We start from the raw sequence: 15,052 nt of genomic DNA on the forward strand, positions 1-15,052 counted from the left end.
TGTCATCGTCCGCGCAGGCGGACGATCCAGTATCCCAGAGCCGTCTGTGAGTGAGCCGATGCGCCGCGGCGTACTGGATTCCCGCTTTCGCGGGAATGACAGCGGTGATTGGAGAAACAGTTCGCCGCCTCACGCGCCGTCATTGCGAGCGCAGCGAAGCAATCCAGAATCTTTCCGCGGAGAAACAGTTCGCTGCGCTCGCAATGACGATGGTGGAAGCGCGACTATTCCGCCGCCACCATCTGCTGGGTGCGCCACTGGCCGAGCAGCGCCCGCAGCGAGGCCGGCTTCACCGGCTTGTTGAGTACCGCGATCCTCTCATCGCGCGCGGCGACCTGGACGGCGGGGCTGCGATCGGCGGTGATCAGGATCGCGGGGATGGTGTCGCCGAAGCGGCGGCGGATGTCGCGGATCGCGGCGATGCCGTTGCCGCGGTCGAGATGGTAGTCGACGAGCAGGCCCGTGACGCGGCGGCCGGCGGCCTCCATGGCCGCGATCGCGCCTTCGGGATCCGTGACCGCGATCACCTCGGCGTCCCAGGCTTTCATCAGCGTGCGCATGCCGTCGAGGATCGCGGCGTCGTTCTCGATGCAGACGATCAGGGCGCCCGAGATCGGCGTGCGCGCCAGCGGCGTCGCGCTGGTCACCGCGGCGGTGTGGGTGATTGCCTTTGCCGTCGGCACCGTCACCGAGAAGACCGAGCCGCCGCCTGCGTTGGAGTCGATGGCGATGCCGTGGTTGAGCACGTGCGCCAGCCGCTCGACGATCGACAGCCCGAGCCCGAGCCCGCGCGCGATCCGCGCGCCCTGCTCCAGGCGGTGGAATTCCTTGAAGATCTCGCCGCGCTTGACCAGGGGGATGCCGACGCCGGTGTCGTAGACGCAGATCTTGAGCGAGGGACCCTGGCGGCGGCAGCCGACCAGCACGCGGCCGCGCGGGGTGTATTTGATCGCGTTGGAGATCAGGTTCTGGAGCAGGCGCCGCAGCAGCAGGCGATCGGACTCGACCGGGAGCGAGCAGGGCACGAAAGCGAGCTCCAGATTCTTGGCGCGCGCGATCGGCGCGAACTCGATCTCCAGCGAGCGCATCAGATCGGCCATCTTGAAGCTCGAGATCGAGGTCGTCATCGCGCCGGCGTCGAGCCGGGAGATGTCGAGCAGCGCGCCGAGGATCTCCTCGATCGCCTGCAGCGATTCGTCGATGTTCTCGACCAGCCGCGTCTCCTCGCCGCTGTGCTGGCGCTCGACCAGGCTCGTGACGTAGAGCCGCGCCGCGTTCAGCGGCTGGAGAATGTCGTGGCTGGCGGCGGCGAGGAAGCGCGTCTTGGAGATGCTGGCGTCTTCCGCGGCGCTCTTGGCCAATGCGAGCTCGGAGTTCAGTCGCGTCAGCTCCTCGGTGCGGTCGCGCACGCGCTTTTCCAGCGTCGCATTGGCGCGCTCCAGCGCTTCCGCCGCCTCGAAGGTGGGGGTGACGTCGGTGAAGGTGATGACGAAGCCGCTGCCGGGCATGCGGTTGGTGAGCACCTCGATCACCATGTGGCGTTCCGGCAGGCGTTCGAGATAGGGCTCGCCCTCGGTGGTGTAGGCGGCGAGCCGCCGTTCGATCATCGCCTCGCGCCCGGCCGGATCGTCCGAATCGGTCACGCCCATGAATTCCAGGATCTCGCGCAAGGGCGTGCCGAACTGAATGAAATGCGGGGGCACGTTGAGGAGATCGCCGAACTGCCGGTTGGAGCAGATCAGCTGCAGATCGGCGTCGAACACCGCGATGCCCTGCCGGACGTGGTTGAGCGCGGTCTGGAGGATCTCGCGGTTGAAGTGCAGTGCCGCATGGGAATCGTCGAGCAGTTTCAGCGCGGCTTTCGCCGAGACCGTTCGCTTGCGCAGCAGCAGCGACATCACGAGGCGCGAGGACGCGGCCCCGATCGAGGAAGCGATCAGGTGCTCTGCGTGCTGCAGCAGCTCGAAATCGGCGGGTGCCCCGGGCTCGAGCCGTACGTTGCGTCGCGCCGAGAAGGCCTCGAACGAATGCCGCGCGCGGTCGGGCCCGAGATATTGCGCGACCGTGGTCTGGATGTCCTGCACCGTCACGGTGGTGCGCCAGCGCCGGAAGCTCGGCGAGATCGGCGCGAGCGTGTTGGGCACGAACAGATCGGCCTGCACCAGCTCGATCGACGACGGCCGGCGCGCCAGCGACAACAAGACATAGGTGAGGACGTTGAGCGACAGCGACCAGATCACGCCGTGCATCAGCGGCGGTAGATCGGCGCCGAACAGCGCCTGCGGCCGCAGTGCCTCGATCCCGAACGGGCCGTGCTGGAGCAGCAGGATGCCCGACGTCGAGGTATCCATGAAACTCGGGATAAACAGCGTGTAGAGCCACACCGCGAAGCCGACCAGCATGCCCCCGATGGCGCCGCGCGCAGTCGCCCGCCGCCACAGCAGCCCGCCGAAGAAGCTCGGTGCAAGCTGCGCGATGGCGGCAAAGGAGAGCAGGCCGATCGCGGCAAGCTGGGTGTTGCCGAGCGCGCGGTAGTAGAAATAGGCCATCACCATGATGGCGAAGATCGCAAGCCGTCGCGAGCGCAGCAGGAAGTCGCTGAAATCGGCGCCGCCGGTGCGTCCCTCCGGCCGCCGCTGCAGCACCAGCGGCACCACGAGATCGTTCGAGACCATGATGGAGAGCGCGACGCATTCGACGATCACCATGGCGGTCGCCGCCGACAGGCCGCCGACGAACACGGCGACGCTGAGCAGATCCGCGCCGCCTTCCATCGGCAGCGCCAGAACGTACATGTCGGGATCCGCCGCGCCAAAGGGGAAGCTGACGAGACCGGCGATCGCGATCGGGATCACGAACAGGTTGATGGCAACGAGATAGAGCGGAAACAGCCAGCGCGCGCGGCCGACCTCGGCATCGCTGGAATTCTCGACGACACTGACGTGGAACTGGCGCGGCAGCAGCATGATCGCGCACAGCGACAGCAGCGTCATCGTGAGGAAGTTGCCGATCGACGGCGAATAGTTGATGGCGCGCACCGCTTCCGGCGTCTTCATCGCGCGCTCGATCAGCTCGTGCGGCGAGAACATCCAGAAGGTGACGAAGATGCCGGCGGTGAGGAAGGCGACCAGCTTGATGATGGATTCGGTCGCGACCGCCAGCATCAGGCCGTGCTGGTGCTCGGTGGCGTCGGTCTGCCGGGTGCCGAACAGCACGGCGAAGGCTGCCATCGCCAGCGTCACCATCAGCGCCACGTCGCCGACGATGGGGATGTGGGAGAAGGCCTGGTCCTCGCTCAGGATGGTTTCGAGCGAGGACGCGACCGCCTTGAGCTGGAGCGCGATGTAGGGCACCGAGCCGATGATCGCGATCAGCGCCACGGTCGCCGCCACCGCCTGGCTCTTGCCGTAGCGCGCGCCGATGAAGTCGGCGATCGAGGTGATGTTGTGGGCCTTGGCGAGCTGGATCACGCGGCGGAGCACGCCGGCGCCCAGGCCAATCATCAGGATCGGGCCGACATAGATCGCCAGGAAGTCGGTCGAGGTGCGAGTGGCGAAGCCGACCGAGCCGAAGAAGGTCCAGGAGGTGCAGTAGATCGCCAGCGACAGCGGATAGATCAGCCCGGACGCACGGCCGCGCCCGGCCGGCGAGCGGCGGTCGCCATGGCTCGCCACCAGGAACAGGAAGCCGATATAGCCGAAGGCGGCGGCGATCACGCCCCAGTCGTGCAGCATGGCGAGCGTGCTTCTCCCAAGGCGCGGCAGCGCCCGATCTTTGCCAAGGCGCAACCGCGCCCGCTCTCATTTTCCCTGCAAATCTAGCGCGTTGGGCGCAGGCAAGCGACAGCGAAATGCAGCGCGGAGCGGGGAACTGGGGTTGTCGTTAAGCCGTGGGATGAGCTGCCTGCTCCTACCCTCCCCCTCAAGGGCAGGGTAGAAGCGAGCCTACTCCGCCGCCAGCGACTTCTCGCGGAGCGGCAGGCCGAGGCGGTCCCACACTTGCAGCAGGGCTTCGGCGAGCTGATCGATCAGGCCGTCGTCGTGATAGGGCGAGGGCGTGATGCGCAGTCGTTCGGTGCCCTTGGCGACGGTCGGATAGTTGATCGGCTGGATGTAGATGCCGTGCTCTTCGAGCAGCAGGTCGGAGGCCTGCTTGCACTTCTCGGCATCGCCGATGAACAGCGGCACGATGTGGGTGTCGCTCGACATCACCGGCAGGCCGGCGGCATTGAGGATCGCCTTGACGCGGGCGGCGCGGTCCTGGTGGCGCTCGCGCTCCCAGTTCGAGGTCTTCAGATGCTTGATCGCGGCGGTCGCGGCCGAGCAGATCGCCGGCGGCAGCGCGGTGGTGAAGATGAAGCCCGGCGCATAGGAGCGCACGGCGTCGATGATCTGGCCGTTGGCGGCGATGTAGCCGCCGAGGCAGCCGAACGCCTTTGCCAGCGTGCCTTCGAGAATGTCGATGCGATGCATGACGCCGTCACGCTCGGCGATGCCGCCGCCGCGCGGACCGTACATGCCGACGGCATGAACTTCGTCGACATAGGTCATCGCGTTGTACTTCTCGGCGAGATCGCAGATCTTCGCGAGCGGGGCGACGTCGCCGTCCATGGAATAGAGGCTCTCGCAGGCGATCAGCTTCGGCCGGTTCGGACCGGCAGCTTTCAGCTTCTCCTCGAGATCGGCGAGGTCGTTGTGGCGGAACACGACGCGCTCGCAGCCGGACTGGCGGATGCCTTCGATCATCGAATTGTGGTTGAGCTCGTCCGACACGATCAGGCAGTTCGGAATGAGCTTTGCGATGGTCGCGATGCCGGTCTGGTTCGAGACATAGCCCGAGGTGAACAGCAGCGCGGCTTCCTTGCCGTGGAGATCGGCCAGCTCGGCTTCGAGCTGCACCAGCGGATGATGCGTGCCGGCGATGTTGCGGGTGCCGCCTGCGCCGGTGCCGACGCGCGTCGCGGTCTCGACCATGGCGCCGACCACCTTCGGGTGCTGGCCCATGCCGAGGTAATCGTTCGAGCACCAGATCACGACGTCGCGCTTGCCCTTGGGCGAATGCCAGAGCGCATGCGGAAACCGGCCGGCGATACGTTCGAGGTCGGCGAACACGCGATAGCGCCGTTCGGAATGGAGACGATCGAGGGCGGAATTGAAGAACTGGGCGTAATCCATCGGCAAAACCTGCAACGGAACCGGACCAAGGGGCCGCATCTTTTTAGAGCTTTTCCAGCTCCAATGTCTATGCGCTATCCCACATTTGGCCGTGAGGGGCATTTGGGCAAAATGCCCTATCGTGCGATTTGAAACTTGATCCCGATCAAGTTCGCGCGAGATGCAATGTTGCTCTGCACCATATGCCCGTCCCCCTCTCCGCGTTCCTACGGGGAGAGGGAGGACAGGGCTCAAGTCGTCCTGAACTGCAGCACGCCGTCCTTGGTCTCCGCCGTCAGGCGGCCCTCGACGATCATGTAATTGACATGGGCGACGAGCTCGCCGGCGGCAAAACCCATCTGGTGTTCGTCCAGCACATGCTTGTTGAACACGACGGGCACGAGCGCGCGTGAAGTCTGCGGGACTTCACGGCAGGCTTCCGCGATCAGGCTGCAGCGCTCCTCGTGATGATCGGCGAGCTGCTTGATGCGGGTCTTCAGCCCGTAGAACGGCACGCCGTGGCCGGGCAACACCAGCAGATCATAGGGCAGGGTGGTGGTGAGGCTTGCGAGCGAGGCCAAATATTCGCCGAGCGAGTTCTGGTCGGGCTCGACCGCCCACACGCTGACATTCGGCGAGATCTTGCTGAGCACCTGATCGGCGGAGAGGAACAGCTTGTCGTCGGCGCAATACAGCATCACCTGGTCGAGCGCGTGGCCGCCTCCGGTGATCACCTTGAAGCGGCGCGTGCCGATCACGACCTCGTTGCCGTGCGAGATGCGGCGGTAGGACGGCGGCAGCACCGAGACGCGCTTGAGATAATCCTGACCGCGGCCGAGCAGCTTTTCGGTGAGCGACTCGTCCATGCCATGGCGGCGGAAGAACAGCCGCTGCGCCTCGCGCCGCTCTTCGGTGCCGCGGTTCTGATGATAGACCGATTGCAGATATTCGACCTGCGACATCACCAGCGGGCAGTTGAAGCGGTCGACGATCCAGCCTGCGAGGCCGACATGATCGGGGTGCGAGTGCGTGACGATCAGGCGCGTGATGTTGACGCCCTTCAGCGGCCCCTCGAACAGCCTGGTCCAGGCCTCGATGGTCTCCTCGTTGCCGAAGCCGGCGTCGATCATCGCGTAGCCGTCGCCGTCGGCGAGCAGGTAGATGTTCACGTGGTTGAGGCGGAACGGCAGTTTCAGCCGCGCCCACAACACGCCGGGTCTGATCTCGACGACCTCTTCGGGGCCGGGATGCTGTTCCCAGGGGTAACGCAGGGCCTCGGCCGAGGACTGCGCGGTGTCGGTTTTCGCGTTCATGCTATCGGCTTAAACCCACCGCGCGCGGCGCGCCAGCCGAAAAAGGACGTTGGTATGCCCTCGCATAGCGGACATTCCAGCCGTTTTCCGTAGCCCGGATTGCGCTCCGCTCCGTCCGGGCTACGGGACGGCGTCTTACGCCGCCCGCATGTTGTTGAGGAACGCATCGATCTCCCCGCGCAGCAGGTCGGCTTCGCGGCGGAGTGCGTCGGAGGCGCCCAGCACCTCGCCCGCGGCAGCGCCCGCCTCGGCGGATGCCGTGGAGACGCCCACGATGTTGCTCGAAACCTCGCTGGTGCCGCCGGCGGCATGCTGGATGTTGCGGGCGATCTCGCGGGTGGCCGCGCCCTGTTCCTCGACCGCGGCCGCGATCGTCGTGGTGACATCGTTGATCTCGCCGATGATCCGGCCGATGCCCTGGATGGCGCCGACCGCCGACGTCGTGACCGACTGCATGCTGGCGATCTGGGTGCGGATCTCTTCCGTCGCCTTCGCGGTCTGGCTCGCGAGGCTCTTCACCTCGGACGCGACCACCGCGAAACCGCGGCCGGCCTCGCCCGCGCGCGCCGCCTCGATGGTGGCGTTGAGTGCGAGCAGATTGGTCTGCGAGGCGATGGTCTGGATCAGGTCGACGACGACGCTGATGCGGCTCGCGCCGTCGGCAAGGCTCTGCACCGTGGCGTCGGTCGCGCCGGCCTCGTCGACCGCCTTCTTGGCGATCCCGGCCGAGGTGACCACCTGGCGGCTGATCTCGGCGATCGAGGACGACAATTGCTCGGTGCCGGCCGACACCGTCTGCACGTTGACCGAGGTCTCCTCCGCGGCGGAAGCGACCGCGTTCACCAACGCGTTGGACTGGTCCGCGGTGTTCGACATGGCCTGCGCGGTCGATTGCATCGAATTGGCCGACTGCGCGAGATTGTCGAGCGCGTTGCGCACCGTGCTCTCGAACTCTGCGATCCTGGCTTCCATGCGCGCGGCACGCTCGGCCTTGGCCGCGCGGTCCTTGTCCTGCTCGCTGGACATCGCGCGGGCCTCGATCATGCTCTCGCGGAACACCTGCAGCGTGTTCGCCATCACCGAGATTTCGTCGTTGTGATTCCTGGAGCGGTAGGTCTCGGTCTCGAGGTCGCCGTTCGCGAGCAGCTGCATGGATTGATGCAGCGCGCCGATCCGGCGCAGGATGTTGCGGCCGACATAGAGCCAGACGAACAGCGCCGAGCCGACCAGCATCAAGGCGCCCAGCGCCAGCATCGCGGTGGTGGCGAGCGAGATTTCCTGGCGTGCCTGGAAGGTCGACGCGTTGGTCTCTTTCTGCACGCCGTCGACGAGCTGCTGCACGCTGATGCCGAGGCCGACATTGAGCTTGCGGGTCTCGTCCAGGATGGTCTGGCCGTAGTCGATGGAGTCGAGCTCCTTCTGGCGGATCTTGAACACGCCGGTCTTGCCTTCGCCGAAGGCGAACAGCTTCTGCACGGCGTCACGCATCGCCTGCATCGAGGCCACCTTGGGCAGGTCCTCGAGGTTCGACTTGACGCGGTCGCGCGTCGCCTTGAATTCCTTCTCGATCACTTCCAGCGTGTCGCTGTTGTTGGCCGAGAGCGCGGCCATCATGTCGGCGGCCATCAGATTGCCATTGGCGGAGACCGTCGAGATCTGGGCGACGGTGCGAGCGGCTTCGGTGGCATCGTCAGCGGAGACTTCCGCCGCGCCGAGGATCGCGTTGAGGCGCGTCTGGGCGTCCAGCATCGCCGGACCCGCCGCGCCGACGAAGGCGAGCTGGGCCTTGCGCAGCGCTTCGTATTGCTTGTCGTGCAGTGCGCCGGTGTCGAGCCGTTCGCGGGCCGCCGAGACCAGGCTCTGGGTCGCCTCGTCGATGCTCTTGGCGGTGTCTTGCAGCGCGGTCGCGGTCTGCTTGTCGGCGCCGAGCTCGACGATCTCGCCGAGCTTGGCCATGGCGAGCTGCTGGATGTCCTTCACGCTCTTGGTGCGCTCGTTCAGCGCCTCGTCGGAGGGCGATGCCAGCAGGCCCGGGCCCTGGGCCGCGAGCGTTGCGCTCTGCGAAGCGAGCTGGAGGCTGGCGGAGAGGCGCGGGATGTCGCGGCCGCTCAGATCCATCATGGTCGCGCCGAGATGATTAAACACGAAGCCGGCGCCGGCTGCGATCACGAGGCCCATGCCCGCGATCAAGGCGAAGGCGGCGAACAGGCTGCCGCGCACGCCCCACCTTGGCATTTTGAAACGAGGCTTGAGACGGCCAAGAACACGGCCCAGACGGATCGCCATCGAATTCCCCCACTTGTCTTTATATTTTCGCGGTGGAGTATCCTCAGCTCGGGTTAAAAAATCGCAAGTTGCACAATCGGTTGTATCTGTTCCGCACAGCGAAAAAAGAAAGGGCCGGCAGAATTGCCGGCCCTTGATGATGCAAGAGATTTTCGTCAGGCGCGATCAGTAGCGTGCGACCGCCGAGTTGGCCCAGTTGAAGCGGTAGTTGACGCCCGCCTTGATGGTGTGGTCGTCGGTGGTGAAGTTGCCGGTGCCCGCCAGCGGGCCTCCGGTGAAGTGCGCGTCGCCGAAATTATAGTACTGGTACTCGGCCTTGGCCGACCAGTTCGGGGCGAACATGTATTCGACGCCGGCGCCGACGGTGTAGCCGTTGCGGTGATCGCCGGTGATGACGAAGGCGGTCGGCACGCCGCCGACGGTCACCTTCTCGTTGTTGTCGGAATAGGCGTAGCCGCCCTTCACGTAGAGCAGGCCCGGACCCCAGGTATAGCCGACGCGGCCGGTGATCGAGCCGAGGCCACGCTGGTCGTTGGTGTAGGCGACGCCGCCCGGGAACACCGCGCCGACGCTGCCGGAGAGCCAGGAATACTGGCCTTCGACGCCGACCACGAAATTCGGGTTGAACTGCCAATCCGCACCGACCTGCACGCCGCCGAGGAAACGGCCGTTGCCGTTGTTGCCGGTGGAGAGGCCGTTGAAATTGTTGTCGCTGGAGAACGCACCGCCGAGATGCGCACCGAGGTAGAAGCCGGTCCAGTTGTAGATCGGCGCGGCATAGGCCGGCGCGGGCGCCTTGTAGTAGTTGCGGTTACCGAGATCGGCACCGATCGCCGGCGCAGCGGCGCCCACCACGAGCAGCGCAACGGTCGCAAACAGAATCTTCTTCATCGTCCAAGCTCCAACACTCATGTCCCCGGCAGGCGCGCTGTCCGCGCCGTCGTTGGTTTTGCAGATAGCTTGCTTTTGACGAAAATGCTGTCACATGCATGGCACAGCGGCAGCCAACCTAACTTATTGGGCTGTAAATGATTTTTGTGCTTAACGTCAGCTTAAGAAGTGGTGAAGGAAGGCTTAACCTCGCACGCTTCAGGTAACTTGCGCGCGTCTTGCGTTAACCAAGACGCCGCCGCGCCTCGTCGCGCATCTGCTCGCGGAAAGCCGCGCGCCTCGCCGGCCGGTCTTCCTCGCGCACGTCGTGGCGATCGAAGACGTCGAACTTCTCCATGATCGGATAGCGCTCGCTCGCCATCGCGAGCACGCGCAGCACCTTGGTCGCGGAGGGCGTCGGACCGCTGACCTCCCAGCGCCGGATGGTGTCCGCGCCGCCCCTCTCGGGCAACCCGCACAGTCTGGCCATGTCGGCCGCAGTAAGCTTGCGCGCGAGAGCGTCGGAGAGGTCGTTGCGAAGTTGCTTCAGTTCGGGGCCGGTCATGCGGTGTGCGTCCAGGGAAGTCGCTGAAGGCAATGCACTAGCGCTGATTCGGGTCCATCCGAAGGCGGCCACGACCGTGCTAGTCTTCCGCTGCCGGTTCAGCGTCAGCGAGGGGATATCCCATGCCCGTGTTCAAGCTGCCTTTGTCGGGGGACGTCGTGCAGTCCATCAACCCGATCACGTCGTTCTTCAGTCCTACCGGCGGCCAGTTCGGTCTGATCAACATCACGGTCGGGCAATCCTCGGCGCCTGAGGTCGAGAAGGATCTGCTGTCGGATGTCGGCAGCTATGGCAAGCAGATCGGCCAGATCGGAGATGCGCTGCTGGTGGTCATCGAGCGTCTGGAAGCGCTCGGCGACAGCGCCCTCGGCGATGACAAGGCGGTCGCCGCCTTCAAGGAATTGATGCATTCGGTTGCATCCGTGAAGGAGCGCCATGGCCGTCATGCGTGCCGGCCACGACGACGGTGATCCCGTGCCGTTGTTTCGGCGCATTCGCGCGCGCACGGAGTTATGAACGCGTGCCTATGGAAATCTGCCGAAGGATGAACACTTGGCACGAGGGGCCCTGGCGACGGAGGGATCAGCAGCCATGACAAGCGTCAAACTCGCAATTGCCGTACTCATCACTGCCGGACTGCTTGCTCCCTTCGCGGCCGAAGCGAAGAAGCACCGGTCTGGCCGTTATTACGGCACGCATACGGTGGCCCCGGCCTATGGCGGAGCCGGATCGCTGGCGGCGCAGCCGAGGGCGTCCTACGGATCGTCCGGACAGGCGGTCGGCACCGTTACGGCGCCATCGATCGGAACGTACAATTGGCCGTCGGTGGGCGTGACCAATTCCGTCCCGACCTGGAGCAACACCAATCCGCGATGAGCGATCGCGCCGCGCGTCAGCCTTCCGCGCCGCCCTTCTCGATCCCGAACACGAGGCAGGTCGTCGTCGCATGCGCGAGCAGCCGGCCCTTCGTATCGGTGATGCGCGCTTCGGCGGTGGCGACGCGGCGGCCGGCGTTCAGCACGCGGCCCTCGGTGCGGATCGTGCCGCTGGCCTCGCTCATGCCGCGCACGAACGAGATCTTGAATTCCAGCGTCGTGTAGCCGGTGCCCGCCGGCAGCGTGGTCTGCACCGCAAGCCCCATCGCGGAATCCAGCAGGATCGCGGCATAGCCGCCGTGCACCGATCCGATCGGATTGTAATGACGCAGGCCCGGCACGCTGTGAATCGTGACCACGCCGGGTTCGGCCGTGCAGTCGAACGGGTCGACGGTCTGCATGATCGGCGGCTCCGGCAATTGCCGCGCGAAGATCGCGCGGACGAAGTCGAGCCCCGGCATCGCCGCCATCACCTCGATCGGTACGACGCCATATTCGGTCGCCTGCTTGCCGGATGTGTCGTCAGCCATCGCCACCCCAAATTCTCAATAAGATGATAAAGATCATATTATGAGGGGCGTGGCGGAGTCAAAAGGCTGCTCTCGGCGCGACCCGCCGGATCGCGCGCTGCTTCCGTCGAACGATCTCCAGGCTCAGGCGCCCCTGCCGGTCTGTTGACCGACCACGCAGCGCCATCCGGCCAGGCGCTCGGCCGGATGCTGGTTCATCCACTCGGCGAGCTGCGGCGCGCCCATCAGGCAGGATTGTATCGAAACGCTGGCGAAGTCCGACGTGGTGACGATCTGCTCGTGACAATTCGCTGGCGAGGAAAGACTGCACAGCACCGCGACGATCTTGATCACGCCAGATTTCCCACATCGCCGCCGGCGGCGCGGCCGATTGTCGCCGTGTCCTGCCGCACGTCCGCCGGATCAGCCGGCGGAAAGATGCTGTCATAGATCGCGCGTGCCTCCTGGATGAGGCGAATACGCTCGCGTTCGGACTTCGATACAAACTGAATAACCTGGCCCATGTCGGCTCCAATAGATCGATAGATCCATCATCAAATGACGGAAATCATTCCATGCGGAGGTGGGGTGACGGGGTCTGTTTTTTTAGCTGTGCACGCGGTCACAAGGAATAAAAAACGTGTGACGTGCTGCTGAAGGTGGAGCGATGCGAGGCCGCAGGGGAGCGGTGTGAGGGACGATCAGCTTCCCCACGCGAAAAGCTTGAGGTGTTATATTACCAATAACCAGAACATCGTTCTCATAAACCGTTTTACAACGTTCTATCTATATGTGAACAATGTCGCATGCAGAATCATGAACTCAAATCGGTCCTTGGTGAAATCAAACTCAGCCAGACTGATTTCTCTCGTCTGTTGGGAGTGACACCTAGGGCAGTGACCCTTTGGCTTGCAGGCGAGCGGGCCGTGCCTGGTCCAGTCGATGCGTATTTGCGCTTGTTCCAATTATTGCCGCCGAGCTTGCGGCAAATCGAACTTAACCGCTTGAAAGAGAAAGGACCGACAATGCGAGATGGTATGTACGGAATTACGTTTAGCGGCCAATTTTCGACTGGCGATGGCGTCCTGATTTTCGACAACGGCCGCATCTATGGCAGCGATAGCGCGGGCGTGAGCTATGACGGGGGGTACATTTATGACGCCAGCGCTAATGCCGCCGACGTCAAGGTCAAGGTTACATTCCCGCCCAATGTCCGAGCCGTGTTTGGCATCTCGAATCCCTACGAGTGGTCATTCGACGTAACTACGAGGGTCAGCAGCGTTGCGAAGGCCGGGGCTCTCTCTCTCAAGAGCTCGTTGGGACAGCCGATCGCGGCGAATTTCGTCTATTTGCGAGCCTTGCCAGATGCGGCCTAAGCAGCACGGTTCCCGGCAGCTTATCTCACCACGTTGGCGCGCGAGTCGCGGCAACGTGATGGATTGTTGAGCCCGAGCGTGACCGTGTATCGGCACATTTTCACGCGCGTGGAGTTGTCGGATTGCTCGATGCAGAAAGCGCTAACTCGCGAGCGTTCAGCGAGCGAGTGACCGCCTCGAAAGGATCAGCCATGACGAGAACGAAACGTTCTATTGCCGCACTCATCGCCATCGGATTGGCGGCATCACCGTTCGCCGCAAGCGCGCAGACGTCTGCAACGGGCGCGCAAACCAGCACGCACAGCACCCCGGGAGCGCCGGTACAGCAGGGCACGATTGGAAGTTCCGGGCAGAGGGTCGGGACGACCACGGCGCCGTCGATCGGAACGTCTACTCAGCCGTCGGTCGGCGTCACCAACTCGGTCCCCACCTGGAATAACACGAACCCTCCGCCCAGGTAGCAACCGCGTCCGGACTGCTTCACGCCGCCGGCGCGCGCTCCTTGCGTCCCGGCACCGCGGCCAGCAGCTCGCGCGTGTAGGCGTGCTCCGGCGCGGCGAAGAGCTGCGCAGTCGGCTTCATTTCGACGATGGCGCCGCGCTGCATTACCGCGATGCGGTCGCAGATCTGGGCTGCGACACGCAGATCGTGGGTGATGAACAGCATCGACAGCCCGAGGCGCGCCTTGAGATCTTCGAGCAGCCGCAAGACCTGTGCCTGTACGGAGACGTCGAGCGCGGAGACCGCCTCGTCGGCCACGATGATCTCGGGCTCGAGCGCGAGCGCGCGCGCGCGCGATGCCGATGCGCTGGCGCTGGCCGCCGGAGAATTCGTGCGGATAGCGGTCGAGCGCGCCGGCGTCCAGGCCGACCATCTTCAGGAGATCGCGGGCGCGGTCGAACGCGACTTTCGGATCCGTGCCGGCCGCGATCGGGCCGTCGGCGATGATGTGGCCGACCTTGCGCCGCGGGTTGAGAGAGGCGAACGGGTCCTGGAAGATCATCTGGATGCGATGACGCTCGGCGCGCAGCGCCTTGCCTGAGAGCGAGGTGAGTTCGGTGTCGCCGATCCACACCGTGCCGCGATCGGCCTCGATCAGCCGCATGACGAGGCGCGCGACGGACGATTTGCCGGAGCCGGATTCGCCGACGAGGCCGAGCGTCTCGCCCTTGAGGATGTTGAAGTTGACCTCGCGCGCGGCATCGACGCGGCGGTCCTCGCGAAACCAGCCGCCTGAGGTGACGTAGGTCTTGTCCAGCCCGATCACCTCGACCGCCCTGGCCTGGTCATCGAGCGGCTGGCGTGCCGGTGGGTCCATCGACGGCACGGCGGCGAGCAGCGCTTTGGTGTAGTCGTGCTGCGGGTTGTTGAAGACGGTCGCGGCGGGGCCTTCCTCCACGACCTTGCCATGGCGGAGCACCACGACCTGATCGGCGATGTCGGCGACGACGCCGAAATCGTGGGTGATGAACATCACCGCCATGTTGCGGTTGCGCTGGAGGTTGCGGATCAGCTTGAGGATCTGCGCCTGCGTGGTGACATCGAGCGCGGTGGTCGGCTCGTCCGCGACCAGCACCGCGGGCTCGAGCGCGAGCGCCATCGCGATCATGGCGCGCTGGCGCTGGCCGCCGGAGAGCTGATGCGGATAGGCGCGCACGATGCGCTCGGGGTCGGGCAGACCGACCTCGCGCGCCAGCGACAGCGCTTTCGCGCGCCGCTCCCTCGGCGTCAGCAGGCCGTGCGCCTCGAACATTTCCGCCATCTGGTCGCCGATCCGCATCAACGGATTGAGCGCGGTCATCGGCTCCTGGAAGATCATCGCGAGACGGCGGCCGCGCAGATCGCGCCAGCCGTCCTCGTCGAGCTTGAGCAGGTCGCGGCCCTCGAACATGATCTCGCCGGAGGTGGTGGAGACCGTGTCGGGCAACAGGCCCATCAGCGCATGCGCGCACATCGATTTGCCGGAGCCGGACTCGCCGACGACGCAGACGATCTTGCCGGCCTTCAGGTCGAGCGAGATGCCGTCGACCGCGAAGGGACGTTCGGCACCCTTGGGCAGCGCGATCTGCAGGTTCTTGATGGAAACGGTGGCTGGCGCGGTCATG

Annotated in this window: 13 protein-coding genes and 1 pseudogene; 4 read left to right on the top strand and 10 right to left on the bottom strand. The window is 65.0% G+C overall.

What is annotated here, in order from left to right; genetic code table 11:
• Positions 1-224: 224 nt before the first annotated feature.
• The 6 genes from F8237_RS19010 to F8237_RS19035 all read right to left on the bottom strand — a co-directional run bounded on the left by F8237_RS19010 (position 225) and on the right by F8237_RS19035 (position 10,187).
• Positions 225-3,734, bottom strand: a complete 3,510-nt coding sequence (locus F8237_RS19010) for a PAS domain-containing hybrid sensor histidine kinase/response regulator (protein WP_151646890.1) — start codon at positions 3,732-3,734, stop codon at positions 225-227.
• A 210-nt stretch (positions 3,735-3,944) separates the two neighbouring features.
• A complete protein-coding gene (hemA, locus tag F8237_RS19015) occupies positions 3,945-5,174 on the bottom strand; it encodes a 5-aminolevulinate synthase (protein WP_151646892.1) in 1,230 nt (409 codons plus the stop codon).
• 230 nt (positions 5,175-5,404) lie between these two features.
• Positions 5,405-6,466, bottom strand: coding sequence for an MBL fold metallo-hydrolase (locus F8237_RS19020; protein WP_151646894.1), 1,062 nt, complete (start codon positions 6,464-6,466; stop codon positions 5,405-5,407).
• 135 nt (positions 6,467-6,601) lie between these two features.
• Complete coding sequence (locus tag F8237_RS19025) at positions 6,602-8,752, bottom strand: methyl-accepting chemotaxis protein (protein WP_151646896.1); 2,151 nt, start codon at positions 8,750-8,752, stop codon at positions 6,602-6,604.
• Positions 8,753-8,917: 165 nt separating this feature from the next.
• Complete coding sequence (locus F8237_RS19030) at positions 8,918-9,643, bottom strand: outer membrane protein (protein ID WP_151646897.1); 726 nt, start codon at positions 9,641-9,643, stop codon at positions 8,918-8,920.
• Positions 9,644-9,866: 223 nt separating this feature from the next.
• Positions 9,867-10,187 carry a hypothetical protein gene (locus F8237_RS19035; protein WP_151646899.1) on the bottom strand — a complete coding sequence of 107 codons (321 nt, stop codon included), beginning with the start codon at positions 10,185-10,187 and terminating at the stop codon, positions 9,867-9,869.
• A gap of 122 nt (positions 10,188-10,309) precedes the next feature.
• Here F8237_RS19035 and F8237_RS19040 point away from each other — a divergent pair, with 122 nt between their 5' ends.
• Entirely contained in the window at positions 10,310-10,657 is a 348-nt protein-coding gene (locus F8237_RS19040; RefSeq protein WP_151646901.1) for a hypothetical protein, read from the top strand.
• Between the two features lie 121 nt (positions 10,658-10,778).
• Positions 10,779-11,063 (top strand): hypothetical protein, encoded by a 285-nt coding sequence (locus tag F8237_RS19045; RefSeq protein WP_151646903.1) that lies wholly within the window; start codon positions 10,779-10,781, stop codon positions 11,061-11,063.
• A 16-nt stretch (positions 11,064-11,079) separates the two neighbouring features.
• Here the strand turns inward: F8237_RS19045 and F8237_RS19050 are convergent, their stop codons facing one another.
• The 3 genes from F8237_RS19050 to F8237_RS36385 form a co-directional block, all read right to left on the bottom strand.
• Entirely contained in the window at positions 11,080-11,592 is a 513-nt protein-coding gene (locus F8237_RS19050) for a PaaI family thioesterase (protein ID WP_151646905.1), read from the bottom strand.
• A 123-nt stretch (positions 11,593-11,715) separates the two neighbouring features.
• Positions 11,716-11,925: a hypothetical protein gene (locus F8237_RS19055; protein WP_151646907.1), complete on the bottom strand. Its 210-nt coding sequence runs from the start codon at positions 11,923-11,925 to the stop codon at positions 11,716-11,718.
• Entirely contained in the window at positions 11,922-12,095 is a 174-nt protein-coding gene (locus F8237_RS36385; RefSeq protein WP_167527480.1) for a hypothetical protein, read from the bottom strand. Before F8237_RS36385 ends, F8237_RS19055 begins: the two co-directional genes overlap by 4 nt.
• Positions 12,096-12,377: 282 nt before the next feature.
• Here F8237_RS36385 and F8237_RS19060 point away from each other — a divergent pair, with 282 nt between their 5' ends.
• Positions 12,378-12,947 carry a hypothetical protein gene (locus F8237_RS19060; protein ID WP_151646909.1) on the top strand — a complete coding sequence of 190 codons (570 nt, stop codon included), beginning with the start codon at positions 12,378-12,380 and terminating at the stop codon, positions 12,945-12,947.
• A gap of 191 nt (positions 12,948-13,138) precedes the next feature.
• Positions 13,139-13,408, top strand: coding sequence for a hypothetical protein (locus F8237_RS36915; protein ID WP_151646910.1), 270 nt, complete (start codon positions 13,139-13,141; stop codon positions 13,406-13,408).
• A gap of 19 nt (positions 13,409-13,427) precedes the next feature.
• On the opposite strand, the pseudogene F8237_RS19070 reads toward F8237_RS36915, so the two are convergent.
• Positions 13,428-15,051, bottom strand: a pseudogene (locus F8237_RS19070) (ABC transporter ATP-binding protein).
• Position 15,052 lies beyond the last annotated feature (1 nt).

Origin of the sequence: Bradyrhizobium betae (genome assembly GCF_008932115.1) — a bacterium.
Classification (GTDB): domain Bacteria; phylum Pseudomonadota; class Alphaproteobacteria; order Rhizobiales; family Xanthobacteraceae; genus Bradyrhizobium; species Bradyrhizobium betae.

Coding starts and splice junctions, on each gene's coding strand:
- F8237_RS19010 (WP_151646890.1), bottom strand. CDS start 3,734: ATGCTGCACGACTGGGGCGTGATCGCCGCCGCCTTCGGCTATATCGGC.
- hemA (WP_151646892.1), bottom strand. CDS start 5,174: ATGGATTACGCCCAGTTCTTCAATTCCGCCCTCGATCGTCTCCATTCC.
- F8237_RS19020 (WP_151646894.1), bottom strand. CDS start 6,466: ATGAACGCGAAAACCGACACCGCGCAGTCCTCGGCCGAGGCCCTGCGT.
- F8237_RS19025 (WP_151646896.1), bottom strand. CDS start 8,752: ATGGCGATCCGTCTGGGCCGTGTTCTTGGCCGTCTCAAGCCTCGTTTC.
- F8237_RS19030 (WP_151646897.1), bottom strand. CDS start 9,643: ATGAAGAAGATTCTGTTTGCGACCGTTGCGCTGCTCGTGGTGGGCGCC.
- F8237_RS19035 (WP_151646899.1), bottom strand. CDS start 10,187: ATGACCGGCCCCGAACTGAAGCAACTTCGCAACGACCTCTCCGACGCT.
- F8237_RS19040 (WP_151646901.1), top strand. CDS start 10,310: ATGCCCGTGTTCAAGCTGCCTTTGTCGGGGGACGTCGTGCAGTCCATC.
- F8237_RS19045 (WP_151646903.1), top strand. CDS start 10,779: ATGACAAGCGTCAAACTCGCAATTGCCGTACTCATCACTGCCGGACTG.
- F8237_RS19050 (WP_151646905.1), bottom strand. CDS start 11,592: ATGGCTGACGACACATCCGGCAAGCAGGCGACCGAATATGGCGTCGTA.
- F8237_RS36385 (WP_167527480.1), bottom strand. CDS start 12,095: ATGGGCCAGGTTATTCAGTTTGTATCGAAGTCCGAACGCGAGCGTATT.
- F8237_RS19060 (WP_151646909.1), top strand. CDS start 12,378: ATGCAGAATCATGAACTCAAATCGGTCCTTGGTGAAATCAAACTCAGC.
- F8237_RS36915 (WP_151646910.1), top strand. CDS start 13,139: ATGACGAGAACGAAACGTTCTATTGCCGCACTCATCGCCATCGGATTG.